Origin of the sequence: Pseudarthrobacter sp. 1C304 (assembly GCF_052245515.1) — a bacterium.
Classification (GTDB): Bacteria; Actinomycetota; Actinomycetes; order Actinomycetales; family Micrococcaceae; genus Arthrobacter.
Genome location: NZ_JBQQCH010000001.1, coordinates 675,088 through 690,591, shown reverse-complemented (window position 1 = coordinate 690,591; position 15,504 = coordinate 675,088). Strand labels below are relative to the sequence as shown.

At 67.2% G+C, this 15,504-nt stretch carries 13 protein-coding genes, 1 tRNA gene and 1 other RNA gene; 9 read left to right on the top strand and 6 right to left on the bottom strand.

Features of this window, described 5'->3' with window-relative positions:
- Positions 1-181: 181 nt before the first annotated feature.
- The 3 genes from ACTWQD_RS03315 to ACTWQD_RS03305 form a co-directional block, all read right to left on the bottom strand.
- Positions 182-571, bottom strand: coding sequence for a hypothetical protein (locus tag ACTWQD_RS03315; RefSeq protein WP_443194756.1), 390 nt, complete (start codon positions 569-571; stop codon positions 182-184).
- Between the two features lie 10 nt (positions 572-581).
- Positions 582-1,058 (bottom strand): ImmA/IrrE family metallo-endopeptidase, encoded by a 477-nt coding sequence (locus ACTWQD_RS03310; protein WP_443194755.1) that lies wholly within the window; start codon positions 1,056-1,058, stop codon positions 582-584.
- Positions 1,059-2,001: 943 nt separating this feature from the next.
- Positions 2,002-2,086 (bottom strand) — tRNA-Ser (locus ACTWQD_RS03305).
- Between the two features lie 228 nt (positions 2,087-2,314).
- Here ACTWQD_RS03305 and ffs point away from each other — a divergent pair.
- From ffs to ACTWQD_RS03285, 4 genes are all read left to right on the top strand, one after another.
- Positions 2,315-2,411: signal recognition particle sRNA small type (ffs, locus tag ACTWQD_RS03300), an RNA gene on the top strand.
- Between the two features lie 27 nt (positions 2,412-2,438).
- The gene (locus ACTWQD_RS03295; protein ID WP_443194754.1) at positions 2,439-5,621 is read left to right on the top strand and encodes a DNA polymerase III subunit gamma and tau; all 3,183 of its coding nucleotides are present in this window, start codon (positions 2,439-2,441) and stop codon (positions 5,619-5,621) included.
- 51 nt (positions 5,622-5,672) lie between these two features.
- On the top strand, positions 5,673-6,272 hold the full coding sequence (gene recR, locus ACTWQD_RS03290; protein WP_066433252.1) for a recombination mediator RecR: 600 nt from the start codon (positions 5,673-5,675) through the stop codon (positions 6,270-6,272).
- Between the two features lie 333 nt (positions 6,273-6,605).
- Positions 6,606-7,964, top strand: coding sequence for an aspartate kinase (locus ACTWQD_RS03285; protein WP_443194753.1), 1,359 nt, complete (start codon positions 6,606-6,608; stop codon positions 7,962-7,964).
- 491 nt (positions 7,965-8,455) lie between these two features.
- Here ACTWQD_RS03285 and ACTWQD_RS03280 read toward each other — a convergent pair whose 3' ends face one another.
- On the bottom strand, positions 8,456-8,689 hold the full coding sequence (locus ACTWQD_RS03280; RefSeq protein WP_066433244.1) for a hypothetical protein: 234 nt from the start codon (positions 8,687-8,689) through the stop codon (positions 8,456-8,458).
- 82 nt (positions 8,690-8,771) lie between these two features.
- Between ACTWQD_RS03280 and ACTWQD_RS03275 the strand changes: the two genes are divergently transcribed.
- The 4 genes from ACTWQD_RS03275 to ACTWQD_RS03260 are packed head-to-tail and all read left to right on the top strand — an operon-like array spanning position 8,772 to position 11,171.
- Complete coding sequence (locus tag ACTWQD_RS03275) at positions 8,772-9,245, top strand: MarR family winged helix-turn-helix transcriptional regulator (protein WP_443194752.1); 474 nt, start codon at positions 8,772-8,774, stop codon at positions 9,243-9,245.
- A gap of 27 nt (positions 9,246-9,272) precedes the next feature.
- Positions 9,273-9,824, top strand: coding sequence for an SSI family serine proteinase inhibitor (locus ACTWQD_RS03270; protein ID WP_443194751.1), 552 nt, complete (start codon positions 9,273-9,275; stop codon positions 9,822-9,824).
- Complete coding sequence (locus ACTWQD_RS03265) at positions 9,799-10,776, top strand: 3-methyladenine DNA glycosylase (protein WP_443194750.1); 978 nt, start codon at positions 9,799-9,801, stop codon at positions 10,774-10,776. The genes ACTWQD_RS03270 and ACTWQD_RS03265 overlap by 26 nt, the downstream gene beginning before the upstream one ends.
- The gene (locus ACTWQD_RS03260) at positions 10,773-11,171 is read left to right on the top strand and encodes a serine protease inhibitor (protein WP_443194749.1); all 399 of its coding nucleotides are present in this window, start codon (positions 10,773-10,775) and stop codon (positions 11,169-11,171) included. Before ACTWQD_RS03265 ends, ACTWQD_RS03260 begins: the two co-directional genes overlap by 4 nt.
- A gap of 133 nt (positions 11,172-11,304) precedes the next feature.
- On the opposite strand, the gene ACTWQD_RS03255 is transcribed toward ACTWQD_RS03260, so the two are convergent.
- Positions 11,305-14,379: a S8 family serine peptidase gene (locus ACTWQD_RS03255; protein WP_443194748.1), complete on the bottom strand. Its 3,075-nt coding sequence runs from the start codon at positions 14,377-14,379 to the stop codon at positions 11,305-11,307.
- Between the two features lie 406 nt (positions 14,380-14,785).
- On the bottom strand, positions 14,786-14,971 hold the full coding sequence (locus ACTWQD_RS03250) for a hypothetical protein (protein WP_443194747.1): 186 nt from the start codon (positions 14,969-14,971) through the stop codon (positions 14,786-14,788).
- Positions 14,972-15,252: 281 nt separating this feature from the next.
- Between ACTWQD_RS03250 and purS the strand changes: the two genes are divergently transcribed.
- Positions 15,253-15,504, top strand: coding sequence for a phosphoribosylformylglycinamidine synthase subunit PurS (gene purS / locus ACTWQD_RS03245; protein ID WP_056427643.1), 252 nt, complete (start codon positions 15,253-15,255; stop codon positions 15,502-15,504).

Sequence of the window (15,504 nt, the reverse complement as noted above, 5' to 3'; positions counted from 1 at the left end):
CGGCGGCCTCGACATCCATGTACCCTACCCGAGGGTTGCGAGGCTTCGGCATTCGACATACTGGCACCGGACGCCGGCGCCAGTGGAGCGTTCACAAAGTCCTTGGCGAGGGACTTTTCAGGCCGCGGCGCCGAGGCTCGATCTCCCGACCTCAGGATGCGGAGTCGTCCGCGGCCATCGCTCAGTCTTTCTTAGCGGCATCATTAGGGTAAAGATAGACGGCAATGATCTTGAGTATTCCAAGTAACTCGACGACCACTGCCGTCATCCAAGTTATGAGCACTGCCGGCTCAGTGTCCGCTCCGGCGAGAATGACATAGAGTCCAACGCCCGCTGTGCTTGCGAGAATGACAAAGCTGGCCAATGATGACGCCACCCAGAAGAACTTTGACCTCAACTTCGACTGCTGGTTTAGTCGCGCCAACTCGGCCAGCAAGAGTTGGTTGTCGTAGTCCTCCATCGACGACGGGCCGATTGAGTCAGCCCTCTGGCCAGTGACCAAGTCGACCGAATCAACTTCACGAGCAACGTCGGCAACGAGGTTGTCGATTGTTGAAGTGTCGAAGTCCATTGTTGTTAGATTAGAGCCCAAGTCGTTCGGCCCGCTTCTTGACGGCCGGGGGTGTCACTGCGAAGTATGCGGCGACCATGTTTACTGACTTCATTTGCTTGTACTTAGACCTGAAATCAGCCTCGGGCATGAGAAGGTTCCCGGCGAATTCGTCGGCGTAGAACTCATGTAGGTCATACTTGCGTCCACGCGACTCGACGAAGGAGTACTCGTGGTCGCCAGCATTCTCGCGTTCCGCATAGTGACCTAGCTCGTGTGCTGTGGTGAACATTTGCCGGCCGTAGTTCTCTCTAGCTTCTACAAGGATCACAGGCGTCTTCCCAGCCTTGGCGACAATCGCCCCGGATACCTTGTCCTTCAGTTCGGCAAACCGGACTTCGAGGCCCTTTGCCTGCGCTATCGCAACCGGATCGACTGGGAACTCGAAGTCCCAATGCTCCGCCAAAGTCTTCTGTGCGGCCTGCTTAGCGGCGTCTTTGACCAGCATCTACAGAACCCCCATCCACGACTTATACACAATTGTCGAGCCATTTTCCGCAGCTCGTCGCGCTCCATGTTACGCACACGGAACCTCGAGATGTGGTTGGCGGAGAATCATGTCGTGCATTTCACGGTTCCCGCGCTACTCTTCCAGCGCACTTTCTGGCACGGCGGCTGCCCTGAACTGCCCGTCCCACGCCAAATGCGAGTGTCCACTTTCTTTCCAGGTCGACGCGACCATCTGCCCGGCATCTCGAAGGTGCTCATGCCGGCGCCGTGCATCAAGTCTGCGGAGGTATGTCGATGTCGTGGATCCCGAGCCGGTTTCCTCCGGCTTAGGGGTAACCCAGTAGATGTAGTGCGCCCTTCCGGAGCTCATAGACCGAGCTGCGCTGGATATGTGGGCCACGGAGGGAGGTTCGGATACCGGCCCAGTGGGCTCGGTCGCTTCGACAGCGGTGCCGGGAGCGCCGGCGAGAGGCTGACGGGCCTGCGGGACTTCTTCCCTTTGGGTGCCGTGCAGCGCTCGGCAGGGCATAGACGAGGACCAGCACGCCGGAGCAGGCAGCGGCCTGCTTGAGCTCCGCCTCATACCGTTGACACACCGTGGGATGAGCGAAGAACATCAAGAGCGGGCCAGCAGGCGGTACCCCTGCACAGTGCAACCCCCGCGCAGCCCTTCCGACTGACCTGCCCAGAGCACCGCATGCCCGCACGCCCACCGCTTAGACGGCCGTCGAGCAACCCCCGGACCCGAGCAATACGGCGCCGCAGCCACCGCGGAGGAAAGCCTCTGGGGCCGCGCAGGCTGAGCGGGACGCACCTGACAGGCCCGGCTTTTACACACGCAGTGTCGTATAACCCTCGTTTTGTCCTATAACCCAACCCCGCACCCCTGCACTGTCCTCAGGACGCAAAAAGGCCCCGGTCCTAGGGACCGGGGCCAACCGCGGAGAATGGGGGATTTGAACCCCCGAGGGCGTTAACCCAACACGCGTTCCAGGCGTGCGCCATAGGCCGCTAGGCGAATTCTCCAGTAGCTTCTGAATCAAAAGCAGATACTAGAATACCTGAACTTTCCGGCATCGCCCAATTGGGCTTTCGGGACCCTTCCACCACGGGACTTGCCCAGCCCCCGCCGCAGCCCCTGGACATAGGCCCGCCATGCCCACTCCCGGCCACCAAAAATGAGCATGCTCCGCAGGATTGTCAGGGCCGGACGCCGTCGATTCGGGGCACACCCAAACGTCGGGTAAACTTGCTGACGGCCCCTCATGTGGCGTCATCCTGTTGAACTCCCCCAGGACCGGAAGGTAGCAAGGGTAAATGGGCTCTGGCGGGTGCATGAGGGGTCTTTTATGTCTGTGCCGATTGGTAGGGTTTATCTGTGACTGTTACTACCGCTCTCTACCGCCGATATCGCCCCGATTCGTTCGCGGACGTCATCGGGCAGGAACACGTCACCGAGCCCCTGATGACGGCCCTGCGCAAGAACCGCGTGAACCACGCCTACCTCTTCTCGGGCCCCCGCGGCTGCGGTAAAACCACGTCCGCCCGCATCCTTGCCCGCTGCCTGAACTGCGCCGAGGGTCCCACGGACACCCCCTGCGGTAAGTGCCCCAGCTGCATCGAACTCGCCCGCGGCGGCTCCGGATCGCTCGACGTCATCGAGATCGACGCCGCCAGCCACGGCGGTGTGGACGACGCCCGCGACCTGCGCGAACGGGCCACCTACGCTCCCGTCCGCGACCGCTACAAGATCTTCATCATTGACGAAGCCCACATGGTGACGTCGGCCGGCTTCAACGCCCTGCTCAAGATCGTCGAAGAACCGCCGGAGCACATCAAGTTCATCTTCGCCACCACGGAGCCGGACAAGGTCATCGGCACCATCCGCTCCCGCACCCACCATTACCCGTTCCGCCTGGTGCCGCCGGAGCCGCTCATGGCGTACCTGGAACTGCTGTGCGCGCAGGAAAACGTCCCCGTGGCGCCCGGAGTGCTCTCGCTTGTCATCCGCGCCGGCGGCGGCTCAGTGCGGGACTCGCTGTCCGTCCTGGACCAGCTTATGGCGGGCGCAGGACCGCGCGGCCTGGACTACGAACTCGCTGTCGCCCTGCTGGGCTACACCCACGCCTCCCTGCTGGACGACGTCGTGGAGGCCGTGGCCGCCTCGGACGCCGCCACGGTATTCCGTGCCGTGGACCGGGTCATCCAGACCGGACATGACCCCCGCCGCTTCGTGGAGGACCTCCTGGAGCGCTTCCGGGACCTCATCATCGTCCAGGCCATGCCGGAAAGCGCCCAGTCAATCCTCCGCGGCATGCCGGCGGACCAGATCGCGCGCATGCAGAACCAGGCCCACAACCTGGGCGCGGCCGAGCTGTCGCGTGCAGCGGACGTCACCAACACGGCGCTGACCGAAATGACCGGCGCCACTTCCCCGCGGCTGCACCTCGAACTGCTGTGCGCCCGCATCCTGCTCCCGTCCTCCGAACAGACCGAGCGGGGCATCGCCGCGCGGATCGACCGGGTGGAACGCCGCCTGAACTACGCCGGGAACGACGTCGGCGCTCCCGCCACGGCAGCCGCAGTCCCCGCCGCCACTGCTCCGGCCACCACAACTCCGGCAGCGGCAGCACCGGCGCCCCAAGCGCCGGCACACGCGGTGCCGGAACCCGCTGTTGCGGCGGCTGCGGCCCCTGCCCCCGCTGTTCCGGCGTCCCCCGCGCCAGCTCCTGCCACTGCACCGCAAGAACAGGCCGCAGCCCCGGCAGCCAACGGAGTTCCGGAACGCGACGCCCAACCGGCCAGGGGAACGCTCACCCCTCCGCGCGTCACCACCGGCGACTGGCCCGTGGACGAGCCCTCCGCCGCCGGCCGGCCATCCTCCGGGACGGCCGCTGCTGCACAGGCCCCCGGTCCGGCACGGCCTGCACAACCGGCTCCCGCGGCCGGCGCCGGACATGTTCCGGCCGGCCCGGCGCCGGCAGCACCCGCCGGGAACCAGCCGGCGGCGGCTGTTCCGCCCGCGGCGCCCGCCGCCGCACCGGCCACCGGTTCCGGGCCCGACGTCGAGGTCCTCCGCCGCGCTTGGCCGGAGATCCTGCAGACGCTGACCAAAATCAAGCGGAGCACGTGGGCGCTTGTCGAACCCAATGCCCAGGTGGGCCATTTCGAGGACCACGTCCTGACGCTCGCCTTCACCACCTCCGGGCTGGCCGGCGCCTTCGGCCGGGCCGACCACTCAGAGAACCTGCGGCAGGCCATCCACAAGACCATCGGCATCGAGTGCCAGATCAACGCGGTGGCCAGTGGAAGCAACAGCTCAGCGAGCTCTGAGCCAAACCCAAAAGCACCCGTTAGCCGGGACGTCCCGGCCACGTCCACCGATGCCGACTGGGGGCTGCCCCCGGCCACCAACCCGGCCCAGAACAACGCGGTGCAGCCCCAGACAGCGCAGCCCCAGCCGACACAGACGTCCCCGGTAGCGTCGAAGCCGGCACCGGCCGCGCCGTCCCCGGAGCCGGCTCCGGCCACTCCGGAGGTCCGCGCTGCCCCGGCCAAGGCGGCTGCAGGTCCGGCGCAGGCCTCTGCAGCGCCGTCGCCCGCCGCGCCCGCCCCCGTGGCACCTACAGCCCCGGCCCCTGGCCCCGTTGGCCCCGTGGCCGCCAGTGAACAGCAGGCCCCGGCCCCGGACGCCGCCGGATCCTACTCCTACCCGGACGACGACTGGGGTGCCCCGCGGGACGAGGACGCCCCGCCGCTGGACGAGGAACCGCCCATGGACTGGGAGCCCTCCCCCGCCGCTTCCCGCCAGGGGCCGCCTGCCGCTGCCCCGGCACCTGCCCGGCAGCAGGCGGCGGGCCCGTCGCGCCCCGGCCCTGCCGCCAAAAAATCCCCGGCCAGCAGCAGCCCGGCTCCCCAGGCACCTGATACCGCCGAAGACCCGTGGGCCCGTGCCGTTGAGGAGGCGCCCGGGATCTGGGCCGTCGGCACGGAGTCCAATGTCGGGCGCTACCCGGCCGAGGAAACTGCGGCGCCCAGCCCGGTTCCCGAACCGGAACCGCCGCACTACGAACCCGCAGCCGCGCAGGTCCCGCACTACGCCGCATCGGTGCCGGCGTCCACCTCGTACGAACCGGTGGGGACCGCCTCGAATGGCTGGGGCGACTCCGTAGACCTGGTGCCGGCCGGCGCCGCATCCGGATCGGCCGGAGCCGGCCCTGCCACGATGCTGGCGCCCGCACCGGCCGCTGCACCCGCTGCACCCGCTGCGCCGGCTGCCGCGCCGGCTCCCGCTCCTGCTGCGCCGGCAGCGTCGAGCCCGGCAGGGCGACAGAGCCTGTACCAGCGGCTGTCCAACAGCCCGGAAGCCGAAGCCGGGCGGGCCAAGGCGCCGGCGCGGGCCGTGGCAGCCACGACCTACGTCCAGGACATCCCCAGTGCGGACGACGAAACCATCGAGGAATCCGGCGTCTTCGGCAGGGCCGCCGTTGAACGGATCCTGGGCGGCAAATTGGTGGAAGAGCGGTCACTGGACGGCAGCCCGCTGCCGCCGCGCTTCTAACCACCCCGCCGGGACCCCCGCCCGCCACCACCCCCAACGAACGAGGACATTGTGTACGAAGGTGCAGTTCAAGAGCTGATCGACGAGCTTGGGCGCCTTCCCGGAGTCGGGCCGAAGTCCGCCCAGCGGCTGGCCTTCCACATCCTCGAAGCCGACCCGCAGGACATGAAGCGGCTGGTGGAGGCCATCACCACGGTGAAGGAGCGGGTCAAGTTCTGCACAGTGTGCGGCAACGTCACGGAGCAGGAGCTCTGCAACATCTGCCGCGACCCGCGCCGGGACCCTTCCGTGATCTGCGTCGTCGAAGAATCGAAGGATGTCCTCGCCGTCGAACGCACGCGCTCCTTCCGCGGCCGCTATCACGTGCTGGGCGGGGCGATTAATCCCATCGCCGGGGTCGGGCCGGAGCAGCTCCGCATCCGCGAACTCCTCACGCGGCTCAACGACGGCGCCATCCAGGAAGTCATTATCGCCACCGATCCCAACCTTGAGGGCGAGGCCACCGCGACCTACCTGGCCCGCATGCTCAAGACGATTGGCATCGCCGTCACCCGGCTCGCGTCGGGCCTACCCGTCGGAGGCGACCTCGAGTACGCCGATGAAGTCACCCTGGGCCGCGCTTTCGAGGGCCGCCGCAACGCCCTGGGCTAAGCGGCTGCGCCCGGGCACAGGCCGCGGCAGCCCGCCGTCGTGGTCCACATCCCGCACTGGACATGCCCCGCCTGCGGGCCGGTCACCGGACATAATGCCACTATGCGCACCCGTCGGCACGGCGGGAGGGCATGTCCCGCACGGCCGGGGAGCATGCCCAGCCGCTGGCTCCGGCGGAGGGCATGTCCGCGGGGAAATCGGGCCGGAATGTCTGGCATTTGGTCACATTTGAGCAACCGGGCCGCCCCGGCGATAAACTGGGCTGAGAAGTTACGCCGTCGCGCCGTTTGGTTGCTTGGCCCAGAACCCCGATGATCCAGTGAGGGTGCGCGCATGAGTTTGCCCACTACCGAAGTCCAGCCCGGCCCGCAGCCGGCACAGCTGCCTGTCTCCGCCACCGCCACAAAGCACCTTGTGGTGAAGAAGTTCGGCGGTTCCTCAGTGGCGGACGCGGAAGGCATTAAGCGCGTGGCACGGCGGATCGTCGACGCCCAGAACGCAGGCGATGAGGTGGTGGTGGTGGTCTCCGCCATGGGCGACACCACGGACGAGCTCCTGGACCTCGCCGCGCAGGTCACCGATTCCGCCCCGGCCCGGGAAATGGACATGCTCCTTTCCGCCGGGGAACGGATTTCCATGGCGCTGCTCGCCATGGCCATCAACAAGTACGGCGCATCGGCCCAGTCGTTCACCGGTTCCCAGGCCGGCATGATCACCGACGGCATCCACGGCAAGGCGCGCATCATCGACGTCGACCCGCACCGCATCCGCACCGCCCTGGACAAGGGACACATTGCGATCGTGGCGGGCTTCCAGGGCATGAGCCGCACCACCAACGAAGTCACCACACTGGGCCGCGGCGGCTCGGACACGACGGCGGTGGCGCTGGCTGCCGCCCTCGACGCCGATGTGTGCGAGATCTTCACGGACGTCGACGGGATCTACACCGCCGACCCGCGCGTTGTCCCGTCCGCCCGCAAGATCGACCGGATCTCCAGTGAGGAAATGCTCGAACTGGCAGCGTCCGGAGCCAAGATTCTGCACCTGCGCTGCGTAGAGTACGCGCGCCGCTTTGGGGTGCCCCTGCACGTCCGTTCCTCATTCAGCCAGAACGAAGGCACCTGGGTCCTGCCCGGCGCCAACGACAAGATCACAACCCAAGAGGGAGTTGCCTTGGAGCAGCCAATCATCTCCGGCGTTGCACATGACCGTTCCGAGGCCAAGGTCACGGTTGTCGGGGTTCCCGATATCCCCGGCAAGGCTGCCGCGATCTTCCAGGTCATCGCTGATGCACACTCGAACATCGACATGATCGTCCAGAACGTGTCCACCCACGGCACCGGCCGGACGGACATCTCCTTCACGCTGCCCATCGTCGAGGGCGCCGACGCCCTGGCGGCGCTGCACGCCGCCCAGGACCGGATCGGCTTCGAGAGCATCGAATACAACGAGCAGATCGGCAAACTCTCCCTGATCGGCGCCGGGATGCGCTCCCACCCGGGCGTCTCGGCCCGGTTCTTCGCGGCCCTCTCGGAGGCCGGCATCAACATCAACATGATCTCCACCTCGGAGATCCGGATCTCCGTTGTCACCCACGCGGACCTGCTCGACGACGCCGTGCGCGCCATCCACAAGGCCTTCGACCTCGACAGCGAGGACGAGGCGACGGTTTACGGCGGCACGGGCCGCTAGGAACCTGGCCTCCGGGGCGGAAGCACTACTAAAAAACGAAGGGAGCGGCGCTGGCCGCTCCCTTCGTCGTATCTAAGTCGTATCTAAAAGGGGCCGCGCCCTCACGGGGCGCTGGTCATACTGCCTCTTTCGGGAGGTCTTCCTTCCGGACCGCGTAGCGGTGTCCCTCTGCGTCTGTCTCCACGACAAATCCGGCCAAGTCCGCCTCGGAGGCGTATTCGAAGTCGTCATGCCGGTGCGTCACCGGTGCCGCGTAGTCTCCCCGCGATGCAGGGCCGAAAAGGAAGCGTGCCCAGTGTGACGGGTGCAGGTGCTGCCTCAATGCGGCTTTTTTGAGAGCAAGTGCCACAATTCCCACCCCCTCTCCAGCCCTAGGGCCACGCGGATCCGCGGTGGCTAAGTGCCATGGCTGGTGCCAGTGCCCCCATTTTACGCCCGACGGCGGCAAAAGGCATGGGTGCCGGGCACCCGGAACGTGCCCTGCGGGTGTCCTAGCGGAGCGACTTGTCCCCGGGGTTGCGGGGCACAACGTAGGTGCTGCCGTCGGGGCGGTGCAGCGTTTCCCACTGCTGCGTCTCGGCCTCCCGCTGGGCCAGGAGCTGCCGGTTCTGCTCGGTCATCTCGTGGCCGAGGGAACTGCGGTTGGCCGGACCGAAAATCATGCGCAGCTTGCCCATGGCGTGCATAAACCGCTGCGAGGCGTTTTCGGTGTTTCCCTGTGCCATCACTACCCACTCCTATAAGTACGGGACGATACCACCAGTGTACGCTAATGATTAGTGCACTAACTATTTCCGGGAGGGCCCAGTGACGCATGTGACCGAAGTAGCCGAGGAGGACCTCCTGCTCGAGCACCAGCTCTGCTTTGCCCTTACGGTGGCATCCCGCAGTGTGGTCGGAGCCTACAAGCCCGTGCTGGACAGGCTGGGGCTGACCCACCCCCAGTACCTGGTGATGCTGTGCCTCTGGGAGTCCAGCCCGCGCTCCGTCCGGGACATCAGCGACGCCCTCGCCCAGGAACCGGCCACCATCTCTCCCCTGCTGCGCCGCCTGGAGACTGCCGGGTTCATCACCCGCCGGCGTGTCCCCGGCGATGAACGGACCCTCGCCGTGGACCTGACCCCGCTGGGCGCCGCCCTGCGGCAGCAGGCCCTGGCCGTGCCGGGGACCATGATGGACCGGCTGGGCCTGACCCGCGACCAGGTCAGTCAGCTGCATGCCGCCATGATGGACCTGATCGCGGCCACAAAGACCGCCCCCGACGGGCCGTCCCAGCGGTAGACTGGGCAAAACACAGGAGGACAGCTGATGCGCAAGCAACTGAGCCACGCGGCACTTGTTCTGATGGTGGCGGCCGGGCTGGCCGCCTGCACACCGGGTGGCGGTCCTGCCCCGACAACCACGGCCCCGCCGGGCACCGAGAGCCCCTCCGCAACCGGCACTCCGTCAGCGGACGCCGAAACGAAGACTCCTGCCCCCGCCCCGTCCGCCGCGCCCGTGACCTCCGGTCCCGGGCAGGGCAACGCGGAACTGGCCATCTCGGTCAAGCCCTCTGAGACGGCCACACCCGAGAACTTCACGCTGGTGTGCGTGGACGGCGCCCCGGCTGCCGAAAGCCAGCACCCCGACGCCGCGGCGGCCTGCCTCGCCCTGAAGGACAACGCTGCCATCCTCAGCCCCGCGCCCCGGCCGACCGACCAGGCCTGCACCATGCAGTACGGAGGCCCGCAACAGGCCACCGTCACGGGAGTCGTGGACGGGCAGCCGGTCGAAACGAACTTCAGCCTTACCGACGGCTGCGAGATTGCCCTCTGGAACGCTGCCAAGGACGTCCTTGGCTCCACCGGCGGAGCTGTCTAAGCTGCAGCACTTCCCGCCGCACGACTGGCTGGCACGCCAGGCCGCCCATCACCTGCGCGTCCAGGGCTACGCGGACCCGTATCTCGCCCGGAGGTCAGCGGGCAAAAAGCACCCCGTCGAGGACTTCCTCTTTACCTACTACACCCAGAAACCCGGCCAGCTGCAGCGCTGGCACGCGGGTGCCGGCGTCGTCCTGTCCGGCCCTGCCGCGGCAGAGCGCGCAGGCTGGAAGTATTACCGCAGGGCCGACGGCGGCGAACTCGCCGCGGCGGGCCTGCCGGCGGGCACTCCCGCCGTCACGGTCGACGTCGAGGGCTTCCTGCGTGACCGCCGCGACGCCCTGCAGTTCGCCGGGATCATCCTGTCCGGGACAGCGGCCCGCCCGGCCCAGTTCGGCTGCTTCGGGCTGCACGAGTGGGCGATGGTCTACCGGCAGGACAGGTTCGACCTCCGGCACGAGTACCTGCAGCTGCGGCTGGGATCGCGGCGGACGGATGAAGTGGTCGAGGAGAACCGGATCCGCTGCTCGCACTTCGATGCCTTCCGTTTTTACACGCCGGACGCCGTGCCGCTCAACAGTCTGGAGCCTAGCCGCGAGAACCAGCGGACCATGGAACAGCCCGGCTGCCTGCACGCCAACATGGACCTCTACAAGTGGGCGTACAAGCTGGCGCCCCTGCTGCCCAGTGAGCTGGTGATGGACTGCTTCGAGCTGTCCTGGCGTATCAGGGCCATGGACATGCAGGCCTCGCCCTACGACTTGAGCGCCTGGGGCTATCCGGCCATCCCGATCGAAACCGCTGAAGGCAAAGCCGCGTACGTCGAGTACCAGCGGGCGTTCGCCGCCGAATCACAGGCCCTGCGGCAGCGGCTGCTGCGGGAGCTCTCGCCGCTGCTCCAGGCGGCAGCCGATTGGCGTCCGGCACTCGACAGCACGGAAGGACAGCAATGACAGCCACCCCTGAGGGTCCACGCACCCCTGACATTCCCGCCGGTCCGGACATCGATCTGACGGTCCGCCTCACCGAGGCGCCCGGCGCCCCGGAACACGTGTTCCGTCTGGCGGCCAGCGGCGGCACCCTCGCCGCGGAGTGCACGCTCCCCGATTCCGCGGCAGCCCTCGTTGCGGTGACCCAGCACGGGGAGGCCATTTTCTTCCCGAAGCCCGGGCCACCAAAGATGTGCACCCAGCAGTACGGCGGGCCGCAGGTGGCAGTCGTGACCGGCCGGTTCATGGGCAAAGAAGTCAACAGCCTTTTCAGCCGCACCGACGGCTGCGAGATTGCCCGCTGGCGGACCATGGCGCCGCTGCTGGGCGGGGTGGCTGGTTCCACGGGCGCGGTCTGAGCAGCCGCCGGCCCGGCAGCCCTCCCGGCAATCTCACCGGCAGGGGCCGGGCTGCCTGCTGGCAACTTAAACGGCAATGGCCGGCGGTGGAAGCCGCCGGCCCTTGCCGTTGTGTTGATAGGTGGTACTGCGCCTAGACGGCGTTGTTGGGGCGGTCCACTTCCGCGTTCTGGAACGTGGGCTGCCCGCCCGACGTCGGAGCCACCGCAGTTTCACCGGCGGCGTTGACCAGCACGCTCACGAACGTCGGCTGGCTGGACCCGGCAAAGGTCACCCTGCCGATGTAGGAGCCGGGCTCCAGGCCGTTCCAGTTCAGCGTGACTTTGCCCGAGGATCCGTTGGGCAGCACCAGAGGGTCCGGCGTGACGGTCGCGTTGTCCTCGTTGGAACCCAGGACTGCAGCGTCAACGGTTGCCTTGCGGGCTTTGCCGTCCGGGCTGGAATACAGGTTCGCGTAGATCGTGTACGAACCGGCCGCCGGGTTGGAGACGGACACCGTCTCGCTGGCCGAGGCCGTTGCCACCGTCAGGACACCCCGGGGGGTGACCACCCACATGTCGAAGTCCGCGGCCGGGTCAGAGGAAATGACCGAGAACTTGGCGAGCGGGGAACCTGCCGGGACCTGGACGGTCTTGACGAAGGTCGAAGCATCGGCGCGGGCGGCGAACGGCCCCGGAACCAGTTCGATGGCCTCGGAATCGGCCTTGGAGAGACCGTCCAGCGTGATGTCCACCGGCTTGTCCGTGCCGGAGACCACGTTAATGTCGCCGGAACCCGTACCGGAGTCCGTGGTGAAGTCAACGCTCTTGGGCGCCACGACGGACTGCGGACGGACGGAGATGGGCGAGGTGACGGTCTTGCCCGCACCTTCCCAGGACAGGGAACCCATCGCGAACTGGCCCAGGGCGGCGCCGTTGTTCTCGAAGCTCACCTTGAAGGTCTTCGTTTCGCCGGCGGCCTTGAAGTTCAGGGCGGCTGGGGCCACGTTGACCTTGATGCCGGGCACGTTGGCCTTGACCTTGTAAACGCCCGGGGTCAGAGCGGTGAGCGTGCGGGTGACGGTGATCTTGCCGGCGAGGTTGCCCAGCGAGAAGGACGGCACGTTCATGTCACGCGGCAGCGTGCTGGACGGCTGGCCGATGTTGACACCCGAGCCCTGGATGAAGTTCAGGTAGTCCTGGAGGTTCGCGTCGTACACCAGGCCCGGATCGGTCATGCGTGCCGGGTCCACCTGTCCGGCGCCGGTGGCGTGGACGTCGGTGTTCTTGGAGCCGTCAGCGTTGACCACATCGCCTGCCGTGGTCATCATGGCGGACTTGATGGTGGCCGGCGACCAGGTGGGGTTCTTGCCCAGGAGCAGCGCGCCGTAGCCGGCAACGTGCGGGGCGGCCATGGAGGTGCCGGACATAAAGCCGAACTCGTCGCCTCCGGTGCCGATCGGTGAGACGCCGGCCAGGACGGCGACGCCGGGAGCGGCGACGTCAGGCTTCAGCAGGTCGGAGTCGGTGGCAAGCAGCGGGCCGCGGGAAGAGAAGCCGGCAATCTGCGGCTGGGCTTCGAGCGGCAGCCCGGTGGTGTCCTTGTTGGCCAGCGAGACGGTGGTGCCCGGCTCAGCCGCGACCTTGGCCTTGATGGCTTCGGTGGCCGGCGGGTTCACGTGGACGGTGGGGACGGCGTGCTTGTCCGTGTCCAGCGAGGAGCTGCTCAGGTTCACCAGGATCATGCCGACGCCGCCGCCGCGGGCCACTTCGGCGCTCTTGGCGACGCGGTCGAAGGTGCCGCGGTCGCAGACCACAACCTTGCCGGCCACCTTGGCGGGGTCCAGGGTGTCCGGGCCGCACAGCGCGGCGTTCGGGTTGCCCGCCGCCGCGGCCGCATTGGCAGCGAGGACGACGCCGGCGTCCTTGACCTCTTTGTTCATGATGCTGGCGCCGCGGAACTTGGTGCCGTCGGCGAATTCAACAGTGCCCTGCAGCTCCTGGGAGAAGCTGCTGGCCGCAACGGTGGTGACCCAGGGGCCGCCGTGGTTGACGGTGCTCGCGGTGGGGCCCGAGTTGCCGGCCGAGGCGGCAACGAAGACGCCGGCTGCGGCAGCATTCAGGAAGGCCACCGAGACGGGGTCGATCACGGAGGTCGCGGAGCCGGAGATGGAGTAGTTCAGCACATCCACCCCGTCTTCCAGGGCCTGTTCGACGGCGGCCACGGACGCGGAGCTGTAGCAGCCGCCGGTGTTGGGGTCGGTGTCTTCCCAGCAGACCTTGTACACGGAGAGCTTGGCGGCGGGCGCGATGCCGCTGGTCAGGCCGAAGCTGCGGCCGTCGACGAACGTCTCGACGTTGGGGTTGCCCACGGCGGTGCTGCCGGTGTGGGTGCCGTGGCTGTCGACGTCTACCGGGGAGATCAGCTCCTGCGAGGCGCGGTTTTCCGGGGGGACGAATTCGAGGAAGTCGTCGGCGAAGTAGTGCGCGCTGAGGACCTTGGAGTTGCAGGCAGAACCGTCGAAGTCTTCGCCCTTCTGGCATTCACCGATGAAGGTGTCGCCGTCGGACTTCAGCATCGCGATCTTGCCGTCCGCCGTCCTGTACGGCTCGCCGACCACAGGGGCGCCAACCAGGGGCTTGACTTCCTCGCCGGCGAAGAAGGGGCTTGAGGGGGTGTAGCCGGTGTCGATGACGCCGACGACGACGCCCTTGCCGGCACCGTCCTGGCCGCCGAACTTGGTGTTCCAGGTGCCGTTCTCACCGCTGAGCTTGAGGAAATCGGTGCTCGAGTAGTCCGGAGCGTTCTCGGTATCCGGGGAAACCGCCAGGACGCTGGGATCCTTGGCCAGCTTTACGGCCTGGTCCGTGGTGAGCTTTGCGCTGAAGCCGTTGACCGCAGCGGAGAACTGGCGCTGGATCTGGACATTCTGCTGGCCCGCGACGTCGGCCTGCTTCTTTTCAAGGTGGGCCCGGTACTTCTTGACCTCGGCCTTCCCGGTGTCCAGCTTCTTGCCCGACGCCGGCTTGGTGGCCGGAAAACCTGCCGTGCTGCCTTCGTAGCTCGCTGCCGGCTTCTCGGCCAGCAGTACGATGTACCGCCCGTCCGGGTAGTTGCCGGGGTCCAGATTCTTCTGTGCAACTTGCGCAACGGTGGATCCCGGTGCCGCGGTGGCGGGCGCGATCGCAACTGTTGACAAGAGAACCGGCAGGCCCAGGGTCAGTGCCACGGCCCTCCGGAGTCCCCCGCTTCGAAGGAAGCTCTTTCCTGGTGATTTCACGTGTGGTTGAACCTTTCATAAGGAACGGTCCCGGCGTTCCGGCCGGGTCAAAGGACTGGGAGGACGGAAAGAGCTGAGTCTCTTGCGGCCCCGACGGATACCAGCCGATTCATACAGTACAGACTGAGAGCCAGATATGACATAGACCACAGAAGGGAAATCAAAATTTGTCACACCCGTCGACAAATGGCTCGGTTGTCCCGGGTAAAACGGGCCACGGAATCTGCCGGGCGCCAAGCGCGCGGGCGCACGGAATCGACGAGGGTGGGAAATTAGCGCGGGGGTTCCGGGCGCGCGGGAGGCACGGCCGCCGGGGCCGTGGGTCCGGGGGTGTTGCTGCAGCCGCCGGGGATGGTTACTGGCGGGGCGTCCTCACGACGTCGCTGATCCAGGCGCGGGTCTTGTCATCCAGGGGTCCGGCAACATTCGTCTCCCGGGCCTTGCGGTCCGCCTTGATTTTCTGCAGGACCATCCGCCCGAGGCCCGCGAAAACCGCGGCGGCAACAACGGGCAAAAGCACGGATTTCGATTTCTCAGCCATAGGCACAGCCTACTGACGGGCCACCGCAGTGGCCAGAGCACCGCCGCGGGCCGTTCCGGGCGGCCCGGAACCCCGCTGGCAAAGCTCAGGCCCGGCGGGCCCCACTGGTGCGGGAAGGTTCACACTCCCGGCCGAATGCGGCGGCACGCACCGTGGCCGGTAGAATGGGCATGCAAGCTCGCGGAGCGCCCTTTCCCGTTGTGTCCATCACACACGGATCGGCGTGAGACGGCACCACTCCGCTGCGCCCTTACCCAATGCTCACGCACAGGAGTTGCCGGATGCCCCGGATCGTTGTCGACGTCATGCCCAAGCCCGAGATTCTCGACCCGCAGGGGAAGGCCATCGTGGGTGCACTGCCCCGGCTGGGCTTCACCGCTTTCAGCGCTGTCCGCCAGGGCAAGCGCTTCGAACTCACGGTGGACGGCGAGGTGACCGAGGAGATCCTGGCCCAGGCCCGGAACGCCGCAGAGACCCTGCTGTCCAACCCGGTCATCGAGGACGTCGTCAACGTCGAGGTCGTCGAGGCCTGA

Excerpts from the sequence above, each read along its gene's own strand:
- ACTWQD_RS03260 (WP_443194749.1), top strand. The coding sequence starts at position 10,773 with ATGACAGCCACCCCTGAGGGTCCACGCACCCCTGACATTCCCGCCGGT.
- ACTWQD_RS03280 (WP_066433244.1), bottom strand. The coding sequence starts at position 8,689 with ATGGCACAGGGAAACACCGAAAACGCCTCGCAGCGGTTTATGCACGCC.
- ACTWQD_RS03270 (WP_443194751.1), top strand. The coding sequence starts at position 9,273 with ATGCGCAAGCAACTGAGCCACGCGGCACTTGTTCTGATGGTGGCGGCC.
- ACTWQD_RS03315 (WP_443194756.1), bottom strand. The coding sequence starts at position 571 with ATGGACTTCGACACTTCAACAATCGACAACCTCGTTGCCGACGTTGCT.
- ACTWQD_RS03285 (WP_443194753.1), top strand. The coding sequence starts at position 6,606 with ATGAGTTTGCCCACTACCGAAGTCCAGCCCGGCCCGCAGCCGGCACAG.
- ACTWQD_RS03250 (WP_443194747.1), bottom strand. The coding sequence starts at position 14,971 with ATGGCTGAGAAATCGAAATCCGTGCTTTTGCCCGTTGTTGCCGCCGCG.
- ACTWQD_RS03310 (WP_443194755.1), bottom strand. The coding sequence starts at position 1,058 with ATGCTGGTCAAAGACGCCGCTAAGCAGGCCGCACAGAAGACTTTGGCG.
- purS (WP_056427643.1), top strand. The coding sequence starts at position 15,253 with ATGCCCCGGATCGTTGTCGACGTCATGCCCAAGCCCGAGATTCTCGAC.